Origin of the sequence: Sorangium sp. So ce726, from assembly GCF_051521405.1 — a bacterium.
Taxonomy (GTDB): domain Bacteria; phylum Myxococcota_A; class Polyangia; order Polyangiales; family Polyangiaceae; genus Sorangium.
This window is the reverse complement of the sequence record NZ_CP150349.1, coordinates 4,185,354-4,198,570: the sequence shown is the minus strand read 5'-3', so window position 1 is coordinate 4,198,570 and position 13,217 is coordinate 4,185,354. Positions and strand designations below refer to the sequence as shown.

Below are 13,217 nucleotides of genomic sequence, written 5' to 3'. Positions count from 1 at the left end.
CGAGCTCGGGCGGCGACGCCCTCGCGCGGGCCGCGCGAGGGCGCGCGCGAGCGCTCAGCGCTTCGTCCCGAAGATCGCCGCGTCGGCGGAGAGCCTCCCTGGCCCGACGAGGAGGAGCGCGAGGGAGATGCCGAGGTAGACCGCCGCCGGCTCGTAGGAGTGTCCGCTCATCGAGACGAACGGATCGCCCTGCGACACGTGCATCAAGGTCGCGACGGCCATGGTGACGGCGAGGCCCAGCGACGCGACCGGCGTCAGGAGGCCGATGATCCAGGCAAGGCCGCCCCCGAACTCCGAGAGCGCGGCCAGCGCCTGCAGGAACCCTGGAACGGGCGCGCCGGCGGGCATCCAGCTGAAGGGGTGCTGGATCTTCCCCCAGCCGTGAAACATGAACGCGACGCCGATAACGACGCGAAGCGCGAGCAGCCCGACCGAGGCCGAGAACGGCACGTCGGTCACCCGCAGGAATCTCTTGAGCATCGGGATCACTCCTCTCGGCTCGGTAGTAAGGAGGAACGCCCGGGACATCAAGCGCGACCGCGAGGGCTGGTGCCGCCGGCCCCGAGGCGCCGCGCCCCCGCGGCCCGGGCCCGGCGCGCCGGCCCGGCCTCACGCGCTGGTCTGGGCCTCCAGATCGTGGCGGTGCGCGGCGGCCGCGCGCTCGTCGCGGAGGGCCTCTAGGCACCGCCGCTTGATCGCCGCGAACTCGCCGGAGCCCACGATCGCCGCGGTCCTCGGCCTCCCGAACGGCACGGCGATCTCCGCGCCGACGCGGCAGGGGCGGCGGGTCATCAGGGCGATGCGGTCGGACAGGAAGATGGCCTCGTCGATGTCGTGCGTGACGAACAGCACCGTCGTGCGCACCTGGCGGAAGACGTCGAGCAGCAGCTCCTGCATCGAGAGCCTGGTCTGGGCGTCCAGCGCGCTGAACGGCTCGTCCATCAGCACGACGCGCGGCTCCGTGATCAGCACGCGCGCGATCTCCACGCGCTGCTGCATGCCGCCGGAGAGCTGCGACGGATAGGCGTCCTCGAACCCCGACAGCCCGACCAGCGAAAGCAGGCGCCGGGACGCCTCCCTGCGCTCGCGCTCGGGGACGCCGCGCATCTTGAGGCCGAAGCCGACGTTGTTCAGCACCGTCTTCCAGGGGAGCAGCGAGCTCTGCTGGAAGACCATGCCGCGCGCCGGCCCCGGCCCGTCGACCCGCTCGCCGCCGACGACGATGCTGCCGCGCTCCGGCGCCACGTACCCGGCGACCGCGTTCAGGATCGTCGACTTCCCGCACCCGGAAGGGCCGAGGAGGCTCACGAGCTCGCCGCCCTCGACGCGGAGGTCGAGATCCCGCACCGCCTCGACGCGGCGGGCGCCCGTCCCGAGGGCCACGGACAGGCCGCGGATCTCCACGGCGCCCCCCGGGCTCTCCCGGCGCGCCGCCGCGCGGCTCGCGTCGAGCGTCATCGGCCCTTCTCCTGGGGCTGCTGCCACGGGGTGAGCCACGCGCCGGCCCGCAGGACGAGCGCGCTGCTGAGCATGCCGAGCAGGCCGATGAGCAGCATGCCGAGGACGATGTCCGGATAACGCTGCAAGTTGTACGACTCCCAGGTGAAGTAGCCGATGCCGTACTGCCCCCCGATCATCTCGGCGGTCACGAGGCAGAACCAGGACGTCCCCATGCCGATGCTCATCCCCGTGACGATGCTCGGCAGCGCGCCCGGCAGGACCACCTCGAGGAACAGGCGGAACGGGCGCGCGCCCAGGCTGCGGGAGCTCGCGATGAGCCGCGGATCGAGGGCGCCCACGCCGTGGATCGTCGCGATCAGGATCGGGAACAGCGCCCCCATGTACGTGATGAAGATCATGCTCAGCTCGGCCGACGGGAACATCAGGATCGCGAGCGGGAGCCAGGCGACGCCGGGGATGGGGCGCAGGATCTCGAGCGGCGGCAGGAGGGTGTCCTCGGCGAGCCGCGACCTGCCGATGAGGAGCCCGAGCACGACCCCCGTGGCGCCCGCGGCCGCGAACCCCGCGAGGACGCGGAACACGCTGTTCCCGAGGTGCTGCCAGAGCTTCGGCGAGGCGAAGAGCTCCCGCGCCGCGACGAGGACGTCGGTCGGCGCGGGCACGTTGAGGAACGTGACGACGCCGAGATCCGCGCGTGTCATCGACGCCCACTGCCAGAGGCCGACGCACGCCGCCACGGACAGGGCGCGCAGGACGGCGCGGCGGAGGTCGCGGCGCGGGCGCGCCTCGCGGGGCGCGCGGCCCGGCGCGGGGGACGCGCCCCGCCGGGCCGCGCTCGGCGGGGCGGGCGCAGCCTTCGCGCTCGGCGGGGCGGGCGCGAAGGCCGCGCCGCCGGCGAGCTCCGCCCCGGCCGGCGCGCTGCGCTCGGAGATCATCGTCATGGCGCCGCCGCCGTGAGCTTCGCGCGCTCGGCCCGCAGGGTCGCGAAGTCGACGACCGCCGCGCCGTTCTCCGCGGCCCACCGCTCCGCGTCTTCCTTCGCCAGGAACGCCGACAGGCCGCCGTCCGGGCGCCTCGCGTACCACGCGCGATCGGCGAGGAGCTTCACCCCGCTCGAGCGATCGTGCACGAACACCGCGCGGATCTCCTTGCCCTCGGTCTTCAGCTGCCCCAGCGCGGCCAGCGCCGTGCCCGGGCTCGCGTACGCGCGCACCTTCGGCTCGCCCGCGACCCAGATCTGCGCGGCCAGCGTCGGCTCGGCGATCGGCTCCCCGGACAGCGCGTCTTTCCCGGACAGCGGGAGCTTCGCGTAGCTCGCGAGCCGCGCCTCGTAGTCGAGCCCGAGCTCCGCCGCCGCGCGCCGGATGTACCGGTCGTCCACGAACGTCCCCACGTCGAGGGTCGTGTCGGTGCGCTTCAGCAGCGTGAGCGTGTCCACCGCGACCTGGAGGGCGCGCCGGGCCTCGGGCTTGATCGTGAAGTCCCGCGTCTGGATGCCGAGCGGGCCGTGGAACATGTAGGCGACCTCGGCGTCCACGCCGGTCACCTTCTCGATGAGCTCGCTGTACTTCTCGGGCTCCTCCGCGAACAGGCGGTCGGCCTCGAGCGCCGCCTTGAGGAAGGCCACGACGATCTCCGGGTATTTCTCCGCGTATGCCTCGCGCACCAGCACGCCGTGCACCGTCGGCACCTTCACGCTGGAGCCGTCGTAGATCTTCCGGGCGAAGCCGCGGAAGGGGAACAGCTCCGCGAACGGGACGAAATCCGCGTGCGCGTCGATCTTGTTCGCCTTGAGCGACGAGCCGCCCACCTCCGGCGACTGCGAGACGAGCGTCACGTCCTTGTCCGGATCCCAGCCGAGATCGCGGATCGCCCGGAGCAGCATGCCGTGGGCCGATGACCCGAACGGCACCGAGATCTGTTTGCCCTTGAGGTCCTTCAGGCCCTGGGCGGGGGAATCGCTCGGCACGACGATCCCGTTGCCGCTCCCCAGCGCGCTGCCGGAGAGCGTGGAGATGAAGTGGCTGCGGCTCCCCTGCTTCTGGAACGCGACGCCGTTCAGCACGCCGGGGAAGTCGGCCATCGCGCCGATATCGAGCTTCTCGGCCACCATCTCGGTCGTCAGCGGCGGCCCGGAGGTGAAGTCCTTCCACTCGATCTCGTAGGTGACGTCCTTGTACTTGCCGTCCCTCGGCAGGTGCTTCTCGAGCAGCTTGAGCTCCCGGATGAGCAGCCCGCCGGTGGCGCAATTGATGGTCGTGTCCTGCGTCCCGATCGCGATCCGGATCGTCTGCTTCGCCTCTGGCTTGCACGACAGCCCGGCGAGGACCGTTGCGAGCAACGTGAGGAAGGCGAGCACGCGAAGTGCCTTGGTCATCGGTTCAATCCCTCGCAAAGGTCTCATGTCGTGCGTTTCCTCGTCCGATTCCCTCCCGGATGGCCTCGAGCGCGCGGCCGGCCGCCTTCCGCACCTCGACGTCGGCGTCGCCGAGCAGCCGGCGGAGCGGCGCCTCCGCGGCCGCCGCCTCGATCTCGCCGAGCGCCTGCGCGGCCGCCTTGCGCAGATCCGCGAGGTCGCTCCCGAGCAGCCCGATCAGATCCTCCGTGGCCGAGGCGGCCCGGAGCCGCCCGAGCGCGAGCGCCGCCTCCTTCCGGACCTGCCAGGCGCTGTCGTCGAGCGCGCTCCGGAGGTGCGGCGCCGCGAGGCCGTGCGCCGAGCGGCCGAGCACGATGGCGGCCTCCACCCGGACCCGCCAGTCCGGATCGGAGAGCAGCCCCACGAGGTCCTGGACGAACGCGGTGTCGCCCCGCGCGCCGAGCGACTCGAGCGCGCCGATCGCGACCTGCCGCACCCGCGCGTCGGGATCGCGCAGGCTCGGGCGGAGCGCCGGCGCCGACTCGGGCCGCCGCAGGTAGGCCAGGGAGAGGACCGCCTCGCGCCGCACCTCGGGATCCGGGTCGCCCAGCGCCCCTTCGAGGGGCGCGAGCGCCCGCGGATCGCGGATCTCGCGGAGCGCCACGATCACCGAGGTGCGGACGAACGGGCTCGTGTGCCCCAGCGCCTTGATGAGGTGCGTGGCGGCGTCTGCCCCGCGGATCTCGCGGAGCGCCGTGGCGGCCGCCTCCCGCACGCGGGCGTCCTCGTCGTCGAGCGCCCCGACGACGGCGGGTACCGCGCGGGCGTCGCCGAGATCCTCGAGGTGCCCGAGCGCGAGCGCCCGCACCGTCGGATCCTCGTCGCGGACCGCCGCGATCAGGGGGTGGATGATCTCCGGATCCGAGAGATCCTCTATCTGCGTCAGCGCCAGCTGGCGCGCGCCGGGGTCGGGATCCCCGAGGATGCCCTCGAGATCCTGCGCGAGCGAAGACTGTGTCATGTCGTCTCTGCCGTGGTGTCGCTATCGGATAAGAAAGGGGATCTTCACGGTGATGGCCTCTTTGGGGCAATCGATCTCGCACGCGAGGCAATACCAGCACTCGTCGTAGGCCATGTGGGCCTTCTTCGTCTCGGGATCGATGGCAAGGCAATCGACCGGGCATGAGTCGATGCAGATGCGGCAGCCCTTGATGCACGACGCCTCGTCGATGACGACGGGCAGATCGAGCCGCACGGCGGCCTCGGCGTGGCCCACGGACCTGGCGCTCTGCGCCTTGACGGATTCGCGGTTGAGCAGGTGACCCATCGCTTGATTGACCTCGTGTTCTCGCGTTCTCGCGCGCTCGTCAGACCGACGCGCGCTGCTCTTCGGCCGGGATGCGCAGCCGGTGGTAGGCCGTGCGCTCGCCGTCGTCGATCGGGAAGAGATAAGGATCGATCGGCCTCTTGAAGGCGACCATCTCGCCGCGCTCGTCCTTCTTCAGGTTCACGTGCGTGAACCAGTTGCGGTCGTCCATCTCGGGGTAATCGAGCCGGTAGTGGTAGAGGCCCCAGCGGCTCTCGGTCCGGTACAGCGACGCGCGCGCCGCCATCTCCGCGCAGTCGCGGATGAAATGGCACTCCATCACCCGCATGAGCTCGTGGGGGCTCTCCGCGGTGACCTCCTCGAGCTCCTCCTTCGCACGCAGGAAGTACTCGAGCCCGAGCGTCATCTTGTTCCCCGTCTTGGGCGGCTGCAGATAATCGTTCACCAGGCGCCGCACCTTGTATTCGTACTGGTGCGGCGCCACCCCGCTTCGCCGCGAGAGGGGGGCGAGGATGCGCTCTCGCTCGGCGTCGACCGCGGCGGCGAGCGGCTCGACCGCGGGCGCGCGCTCGAGGTAATCGAGCGCGCTCTGGGCGCAGATCTTCCCGTAGGTGAGCGCGCCGAGCAGGTAGTTGTGCGGCACGCACGCCATGTCGCCGGCGGCGTAGAGGCCGGGCACCGTGGTCTCGCCCTTCTCGTTGACCCAGACCCCCGACGCGCTGTGCCCGCTGCACAGGCCGATCTCGGAGATGTGCATCTCGACGAGATCGTTCGCGTAGCTGTGCCCCCTCCCCTCGTGGAAGCGCCCGCGGCTCGGGCGCTCCGTCTGGTGCAGGACCCGCTCGACCTCGGTGATCGTCTCCGGGGCAAGGTGGGTGAGCTGCAGGTACACGGGGCCGTTCGCGGAGTGGAGCTCCCGGTAGAACTCGAGCATCATCTGCCCGCTCCAGTAATCGCTCTCGATGAAGCGGTGCCCGTTCGCGTTGACCGTGTGCCCGCCGAGCGGGCCTGTCACGTACGCGCACGCCGGACCGTTGTAGTCCTTGATGAGCGGGTTCACCTGGAAGCACTCGATACCCGAGAGCTCGGCGCCCGCGTGGTACGCCATCGAGTAGCCGTCTCCGGCGTTCGACGGGTTCTCGTACGTGCCATGGAGGTAGCCCGACGCCGGCAGCCCGAGCCGCCCCGAGGCGCCGCAGCACAGGATGACCGCCCTCGCCTTGATGATCTCGATATGCCCTTCCCGGGTGTCGAAGCCGATCACCCCGGCGACGTGGCCGTCGGTCACGAGGATCCGCGTCGCCATCACGCGGTTGACGACCTTCACGCCAGCGCGCTTGACCATGCGCGTCAGGATCTTCTTGAGATCGTAGCCCTCGGGCATCGGGAGGACATAGCTGCCGTTGTGGTGGACCTTCTTGACGTCGAAATCGCCCGATCGCGTCTTCTGGAACTTCACGCCCCAGGAGTCGAGCTCCTGGATCATCGCGAAGCTGTTCCGCGCATATTCATAGACGGCGCGCTGGTTCACGATGCCGTCATTGGCCACCGTGATCTCCTTCACGTACTGCTCCGGCGTCGCGTGCCCTGGTATGATGGCGTTGTTCAGCCCATCCATGCCTATCGCGATGGCGCCGCTCCGCTTGATATGCGCCTTCTCGAGGAGGACCACCCTCCCCCGGGGCAACCGCTGTTGCGCCTCCACCGCTGCAGTGGAGCCTGCGCTGCCGCCGCCCACGACGACGACGTCCGCCTCTGTCACGCGAATGTCCATTACAAGCCCTCAAGGTTTCAGGCGCGCGCACACGACGACCCCACCGCCTCTCGGCCCAGTGGCCAATGGCCAGCGGCCGGGGTCGGACGCCCGGCGTCTCTCATCACAGACGCGACATCCGTTTTAACAGACGACCTCTGCTTCGGCAACAGCTTTGTTGCTGCTGGCGCAGCACCCGCCGGACGTCACGTGCCGCGCGCCGTGGGCGGGCGTCTTGCAAGCGAAACGTCAGGGCCGGGGGCCGGCGGCGCCGCTATCGCGGATGTGCGGCGCGCGGGCGGGCTCACCCCCGGCGGGGATCCCCGAGCCACCCAGAAAGATTCGCCTTTCCACCCTGGTTGTCTCCCCGGAGACGCGGGCGGGACGCTACCATGCGGGTCAACCCGTAGTCCTCCCATGGATCGGGGGAACCGAGCGCGGACCTTGTTCATCACCGGTCACCCGATTCACCGCGCCCGGCGCCTCCCAGCCAGGGCGCCCGCGCGCCGCTTCGCTGCATGGCCAAGCACCCATCCCAGCTCGCCGACCTAGAGATCCAGCGCCGCCTGGGCGCTGGCGGCATGGCGGAGGTCTTCCTCGCCAAGAAGCGGGGCGCCGAGGGGACGTACAAGCTCCTCGTCGTCAAGCGCATCCTCCCCGCGCACGGGGCTTCGCGGCGCTTCCGCGCGATGTTCGTGGAGGAGGCCCACCTCGCCACGCGCCTGAACCACCCGAACATCGTCCAGGTCTACGAGTTCTCCGACCACGGCGAGGACGGGCTGCTCCTCTCGATGGAGTACGTCGAGGGCTTCGACCTCGGCAAGCTGATGCGGGCCGCCCAGCAGAAGGAGTCGCGGATCCCGCCGCTCGTGTCGGCGTTCATCGTCTCCGAGGCGGCGAAGGGGCTGCACTACGCCCACGAGCGCAAGGACGAGGGCGGCATGCCGCTCGCCATCGTCCACCGCGACGTCTCGCCGCAGAACATCCTGCTCTCGCTCGAGGGCGTCGTGAAGATCGCCGACTTCGGCATCGCCAGCGCCAACCTCTTCCGCGAGGAGCCCGGCGTGCTGAAGGGCAAGTTCGGGTACATGTCGCCCGAGCAGGCGCGCGGCGAGCGCGTCGACCGGCGCAGCGACATCTACGCCCTCGGCGTCGTGCTCTACGAGATGCTCGCCATGCGCTCGCCGTACGGCAAGCTCGACGACGAGGCGCTCCTCCTGGCCGTGAAGGAGGGCCGGTTCGACCCCCCGTCGTCGCACGCGCGCGACATCCCCGCGGAGCTCGAGACGATCGTGATGCGCGCCATGGAGCGCGAGCCCGAGGCCCGCTTCCAGACCGCGCGCGACCTGGCCGGGGCGATCGCGCGCGCGCTGCTCGCGAGGCAGGAGCTCGTCGACAACGCCTCGGTCGAGCAGACCGTGGCCCACCTGCTCGGCCGCGACCGCGCGGAGGAGGCGCGCGAGGGCGCCGCGCGGCGCGTGGAAGGCGTGGAGGGCGCGGAGGAGCAGCCCGCGGACGACGGATCGGTGGCGCAGCCGCAGACGCTCGCGGCGGTGCCGGCCGCGCGCACGGGCGGCGACGTCGAGGGCACCGGCGCGCCGCGCGCCGTGCGCGAGGTGCGCCACGTCGCCGTGGTCACGCTGCGCATCGAGGGCGTCGACGCGCTGCTCGGGGCGCAGGGCCGGCTCGCCGGCAAGCGCAGCGGGCGCTCGATCCGCACGACCCTCGACGCGATCGCCTTCAAGCACGGGGCGATCTGGTCGTGGGAGTCGCACGCGAGCGCGCGCGCGGTGGTCGGGCTGCTCGCGAACCCCTCGCGCGCCGCGGCCGACGCCGCCTCGCTGGCGGTCGACGTGCACGAGGCGCTCGCGGGCGCGTCGGAGGACCTGCCCGTCGAGCTCCGCGCCGCGATCGGCATCGTCCGGGGCATCGCGTACGGCGAGCGCGACGAGCAGGGGCACCTCATCAACCACGCGCTCAAGGAGCCCGCGAACTTCCTCGCCGAGCGCATCGGCAGCCGCACCCCGTTCGGCAAGACCTGGGTCGCGGGCGGCGTCTACCGCCTCGTCCGCCGCGACTTCCGCTGGGGCGACGCGCCCTCGCTCGACCTCGACGACGCCCGCGGCTACCCGGTCCCGCACCAGATGCGGCTCTACGCGCTGCAGCGCCCGCTCACCCGCGAGGAGCGGATGGCGGAGATCGCGCTCTCGCCGAACGACCTCGTGGGGCGCGACGCGGAGCGGGCCGATCTGCACGCGGCCTACCACCGGGCGATCTCGCCGCCCGTGAAGGGCAACGTCGAGCCGCCCGCGCGCTTCGGCGAGAGCGAGCCGCCGGGGAGCCGGCAGAGCAAGCCCCCGAGCCGGCCGAGCAGGCCCTCGAGCCCGCCGATCGGCGCGCTCCGCGGCCAGTCCGTGGCGCGCGTCATCGTCGGCGAGATGGGCATCGGCAAGAGCGCGCTCATCTCCACGTTCCTCTCGGAGCTCCCGGGCGACGCGCGCGTGCTCCACGTCGAGTGCTCGCCCGTGAAGAGCGAGCTGCCGCTCGCCACGGTCTGCGACGTGCTCCGCGACGTCACCGGGATGGGGCTCGACCACGCGATCGACGACGCGTCCCACGTGATCCGCGCCCTGCTCGGGCCCATCGCGCGCTCGCCGCTCGGCGCGCGCATCGTCACGCGGCTCGCCGAGCTCGTCACGGGCAAGCAGCTCGAGCACCCCGAGGAGGACGCGGCCGCCTACGGCCGCGACGTGGTGGTGCGGGGCGTGAAGTACCTGCTCGGCTCGCTGGCGCGCCACCAGCCGCTCGTCGTCGTCATCGACGGCCTCCAGTGGGCCGACCGGCCGAGCCTGGAGCTCCTCTCGGAGCTCCTGAAGCAGCGCGCGGAGCGGCTCCCGGTGCTCGTGCTGCTCCTCACGCGCCCCGAGGAGCGCGTGACCCCGTTCATCGAGGGGCTCGTGCGGATCGAGCTCCGCGGCCTCAGCGCCGAGGAGCAGATGCGCCTCGTCGAGGCGCGCCTCGGCGTGCGCGACGGGGTGGCGGCCGTCTGCGGCGAGCTCGTGCCGCGCGTCGCCGGCAACCCGTTCTTCCTGCTCGAGATGATCGACGCGCTCCTCGAGCGGGGCACGCTGGAGATCGTCGAGCACCCGGGCGGGCAGCACGAGCTCGTGCGCCACGACCGGACGGGGGATCGCGGCGAGCCGCTGCCGTCGACGCTGGAGCAGCTCATCGGCGACCGCCTGCGCGAGCTGCCGCCGGCGGAGCACGACGTCGTGAACTGGCTGGCGGTCGCCGGGGGGCCGCTGCTCAAGGACGACATCCTGAACCTGACGCGGCTCGCCGACGACGAGGCGGTGACGCGCCTCTGCGCCCGCGGCCTGTGCGATCGCCGCGCCGGGGCCGTGGACTTCCGGCACCCGCTCGTGCGCGACGTCGCCTACCTCGCGCTCGACGGCGCGAGCCGCGTGCGCATGCACCGCCGGCTCGGCGAGCACCTGTCGACGACGCCGCTCTCGCAGGGGCTCTCGGCGGCGATCGTGGCGCAGCACCTCGCGCGGGGCGAGGCGCCCGGGCCGGCGGCGGAGCTCTACCTCGACGCCGCGCGGGCCGCGCGGGCGGGGCACCAGGCGCAGCTGTCGCGGCGGTACTACGAGCGCGCGCTGTCGCTCCTGCCGGCCGGCGACACCCGCGTGATGATCGCGCACGAGGCGCTGGAGGCGGTCTTCCGCCACCTCGGCCGCCGCCGCGACCGGCGGAGGCACCTCGCGGCGCTGCGCCAGCTCGCGAAGGACAGCGGCCAGGCGCGCTGGGCGGCGCTCGCCCTCGTGCGCACCGCGCGGTTCGACCTCGACGACGGCTACCTCGCCCGCGGCCTGCCGGTGGCGCAGCGCGCGGCCGAGATCGCGCGCATCGCGCGCCGCCCCGCGCTCGAGGTCGAGGCGCTCACGATCCTGTCGGAGGTGCTGCGGGAGCTCGGCGACGTCCAGGGCGCGATCAGCGCGGCGGATCGCGCGCTCCGGGTGACGCAGGCGGGCGGGCTGACGCCGCGGGCGCGCGCGGAGGTGCTGCGCACGAAGGGCGTGCTCCTGCGCCGGGTCGGCCGCGTGCAGGAGGCGGTGGAGGCCTACGCCGAGGCGATCGCGGTGTTCCGCGCGGTGGGGGCGCGCCGCAGCGAGGCGCGCGCGAAGAACTCGCTCGCGGTGGCGATGTTCGTGCTCGAGCGCTTCGAGGACGCGATCGCGGTCGGGCTCTCGTCGATCTCCATCGATCTCGCGATCGGCGGCCGGTTCCAGATCGCGAAGACGCTGAGCAACATCGGCCACGCGTACGCGAAGCTCGGGGACGTACCGCGGAGCCTCGCGTACATGAAGCGGGCGCGCGAGGCCCACGAGCGCTATGACGATCAGGATGCGCGGGCCGACACGCTCCTCTGCTCGGCAGGGATCCTCCTCGAGGCGGGCGACGTGGACGCCGCGCACACGCTCTGCGCCGATGCGGGCGCGCTCATCGCGGTGACCGGCAGCGTTTACGACATGATCCACGAGCGCAACGTCCGCGGCCTCCTGGCGAGGGCGCGAGGCGACATCCAGGGCGCGATCGCGAACGCCTCCGAGGCGCGGCAGCTCGCCGAGTCGCAGGGGTTGATGAGCTACCACGCCCACGCGACGGCGATCGAGGCGGCGTCGCGGGTGGACGCGGGCGAGGTCCACTCCGGGGTGCTGCTCGCGCGGACGGCGCTCGGCGCTGTCGAGGCGGGCAGCTCGGAGTACGGCATCGAGGTGCGCGATCTCTGCTGCGAGGCGCTGCAGAAGGGCGCGCCGGCGAGCTCGACGGACGCGTACCACCGCGCCGCGGCGCACGTGCGGCGGGTGGCGGGCTACATCCGCGACGCGCGGCTCAGGGCGCTGTTCCTGGAGCGCACCGTGGTGCGGCGGGTCCTCGCCGCCGAGGCGGACGGGCCGGCGGCGGGGCACGACCCGCTCCGCCGCGGGGAGATGGCATGACGGGAACGGGCGCGAGGACCGGGGCGAACCCGCGGCGCAAGGTGGCGGTGATCCTCTCGGGCGGCGGCGCCCGGGGCGCGTACGAGGTCGGGGTGCTGTCGTACGTGCTCGACGCGTTTGCGCGGCTCCGCGGGGCGCCGCCGCGCATCGACATCCTGTGCGGCACGTCGGTGGGCGCGGTGAACGCGTGTTACCTGGCGGCGCACCTCGACGATCCGACGCTGGGGGTGCGGCGGCTCGTCAACCTGTGGACGCAGCTGAAGCTGGAGACGGTGCTCGGCTTCGGGGTCCGGCAGGCGATCTCGATGCCGAAGCTCCTGTTCGGGGGCGGGTCGGAGGGGGTGGGCCTGTTCGACGTCTCGCCGATGCAGCGGCTGGTCGAGCGGGAGATCCCGTGGCGCGCGATCGCGCGGACGCTGCGCCACGGCTACCTCTCGGCGGTGAGCGTGTCGGCGACGGAGATCGCGACGGGGCGGACGGTGATCTTCATGCAGACGGGCCCGGATGGGGCGCTGCCGACGACGGCGCCGCCGCGGACGATCATCCGGGGGGCGCTGATAGGCCCGCAGCACGCGCTCGCGTCGGCGGCGATCCCGATCCTGTTCCCGCCGGTGCGGATCGGCCGCGATCTGTACATGGACGGGGGCGTGCGGCAGAACACGCCGATCGCGCCGGCGCTCCGGCTGGGGGCGACGCACGTCCTGGCGATCGGGCTGTCGCGGGAGGTGCGGAGCATCGACGCGGGGGACAGCGGGAAGCCGCCGGGGATGGCGCTCGTGCTCGGCAAGGTGCTGAACGCGTTCCTGCTCGACCACATCCAGACCGATTTCGAGGTTCTGACGCGGGTGAACCACATGATCGAGGACGGGGAGCAGGCGTTCGGCCCGGATTTCCTTCAGTCGATCAACGGGGCCGCGGCGCTGCGCGGGGCGCTGCCGTACCGGAGGGTGGAGACGCTGGTGGTGAGGCCGAGCGCGGATCTCGGGCGCCTGGCGGCGGAGCACGTGAGGGCGGGCAAGCTGCAGGGAGGGCCGGCGATGATGCGGAGGCTGCTCTCGCTGGTGGATGTGGGTGCGGAGAACGACGCGGATCTCGCGAGCTACCTTCTGTTCGATGGCTCGTTCACGCGGAAGCTGATCGAGCTGGGGCGCGCGGACGCGGAGGCGAGGCGGCACGACGTCGCGGACTTCTTCGGGAGCGCGGCGGAGGAGGCGGAGCCGAGGCTGTCGGACAGCGCGGAGTGGTCGATCCCGCCGCCGGTGGGGCCGGGGAGGTCGGTGTAGCGCGGCAGCGGCGGAGGTCGCCGCTGAGGGGGTT

The 13,217-nt window shown here is 72.4% G+C and carries 9 protein-coding genes; 2 read left to right on the top strand and 7 right to left on the bottom strand.

Features of this window, described 5'->3' with window-relative positions; translation table 11 throughout:
* Positions 1–54: 54 nt before the first annotated feature.
* The 7 genes from WME79_RS15750 to WME79_RS15720 form a co-directional block, all read right to left on the bottom strand.
* A complete protein-coding gene (locus WME79_RS15750) occupies positions 55–480 on the bottom strand; it encodes a DoxX family protein (RefSeq protein WP_437536061.1) in 426 nt (141 codons plus the stop codon).
* A gap of 129 nt (positions 481–609) precedes the next feature.
* On the bottom strand, positions 610–1,458 hold the full coding sequence (locus WME79_RS15745) for an ABC transporter ATP-binding protein (protein WP_437536059.1): 849 nt from the start codon (positions 1,456–1,458) through the stop codon (positions 610–612).
* A complete protein-coding gene (locus tag WME79_RS15740) occupies positions 1,455–2,402 on the bottom strand; it encodes an ABC transporter permease (protein WP_437536057.1) in 948 nt (315 codons plus the stop codon). Before WME79_RS15740 ends, WME79_RS15745 begins: the two co-directional genes overlap by 4 nt.
* Complete coding sequence (locus tag WME79_RS15735; RefSeq protein WP_437536054.1) at positions 2,399–3,838, bottom strand: ABC transporter substrate-binding protein; 1,440 nt, start codon at positions 3,836–3,838, stop codon at positions 2,399–2,401. Before WME79_RS15735 ends, WME79_RS15740 begins: the two co-directional genes overlap by 4 nt.
* Positions 3,839–3,842: 4 nt before the next feature.
* Positions 3,843–4,838: a HEAT repeat domain-containing protein gene (locus tag WME79_RS15730; RefSeq protein WP_437536051.1), complete on the bottom strand. Its 996-nt coding sequence runs from the start codon at positions 4,836–4,838 to the stop codon at positions 3,843–3,845.
* A 21-nt stretch (positions 4,839–4,859) separates the two neighbouring features.
* On the bottom strand, positions 4,860–5,144 hold the full coding sequence (locus tag WME79_RS15725; RefSeq protein ID WP_437329529.1) for a 4Fe-4S dicluster domain-containing protein: 285 nt from the start codon (positions 5,142–5,144) through the stop codon (positions 4,860–4,862).
* A gap of 40 nt (positions 5,145–5,184) precedes the next feature.
* Positions 5,185–6,918: a fumarate reductase/succinate dehydrogenase flavoprotein subunit gene (locus WME79_RS15720; RefSeq protein WP_437536047.1), complete on the bottom strand. Its 1,734-nt coding sequence runs from the start codon at positions 6,916–6,918 to the stop codon at positions 5,185–5,187.
* Between the two features lie 497 nt (positions 6,919–7,415).
* Here WME79_RS15720 and WME79_RS15715 point away from each other — a divergent pair, with 497 nt between their 5' ends.
* Both WME79_RS15715 and WME79_RS15710 read left to right on the top strand, forming a co-directional pair.
* Complete coding sequence (locus tag WME79_RS15715; RefSeq protein ID WP_437536044.1) at positions 7,416–11,900, top strand: serine/threonine-protein kinase; 4,485 nt, start codon at positions 7,416–7,418, stop codon at positions 11,898–11,900.
* Positions 11,897–13,183, top strand: coding sequence for a patatin-like phospholipase family protein (locus WME79_RS15710; RefSeq protein WP_437536041.1), 1,287 nt, complete (start codon positions 11,897–11,899; stop codon positions 13,181–13,183). The genes WME79_RS15715 and WME79_RS15710 overlap by 4 nt, the downstream gene beginning before the upstream one ends.
* Positions 13,184–13,217: the final 34 nt, after the last annotated feature.

What these genes read in the sequence shown, in the direction of transcription:
- WME79_RS15740 (WP_437536057.1), bottom strand. Translation starts at nt 2,402, where the DNA reads ATGACGATGATCTCCGAGCGCAGCGCGCCGGCCGGGGCGGAGCTCGCC.
- WME79_RS15710 (WP_437536041.1), top strand. Translation starts at nt 11,897, where the DNA reads ATGACGGGAACGGGCGCGAGGACCGGGGCGAACCCGCGGCGCAAGGTG.
- WME79_RS15715 (WP_437536044.1), top strand. Translation starts at nt 7,416, where the DNA reads ATGGCCAAGCACCCATCCCAGCTCGCCGACCTAGAGATCCAGCGCCGC.
- WME79_RS15745 (WP_437536059.1), bottom strand. Translation starts at nt 1,458, where the DNA reads ATGACGCTCGACGCGAGCCGCGCGGCGGCGCGCCGGGAGAGCCCGGGG.
- WME79_RS15730 (WP_437536051.1), bottom strand. Translation starts at nt 4,838, where the DNA reads ATGACACAGTCTTCGCTCGCGCAGGATCTCGAGGGCATCCTCGGGGAT.
- WME79_RS15720 (WP_437536047.1), bottom strand. Translation starts at nt 6,918, where the DNA reads ATGGACATTCGCGTGACAGAGGCGGACGTCGTCGTCGTGGGCGGCGGC.
- WME79_RS15735 (WP_437536054.1), bottom strand. Translation starts at nt 3,838, where the DNA reads ATGACCAAGGCACTTCGCGTGCTCGCCTTCCTCACGTTGCTCGCAACG.
- WME79_RS15750 (WP_437536061.1), bottom strand. Translation starts at nt 480, where the DNA reads ATGCTCAAGAGATTCCTGCGGGTGACCGACGTGCCGTTCTCGGCCTCG.
- WME79_RS15725 (WP_437329529.1), bottom strand. Translation starts at nt 5,144, where the DNA reads ATGGGTCACCTGCTCAACCGCGAATCCGTCAAGGCGCAGAGCGCCAGG.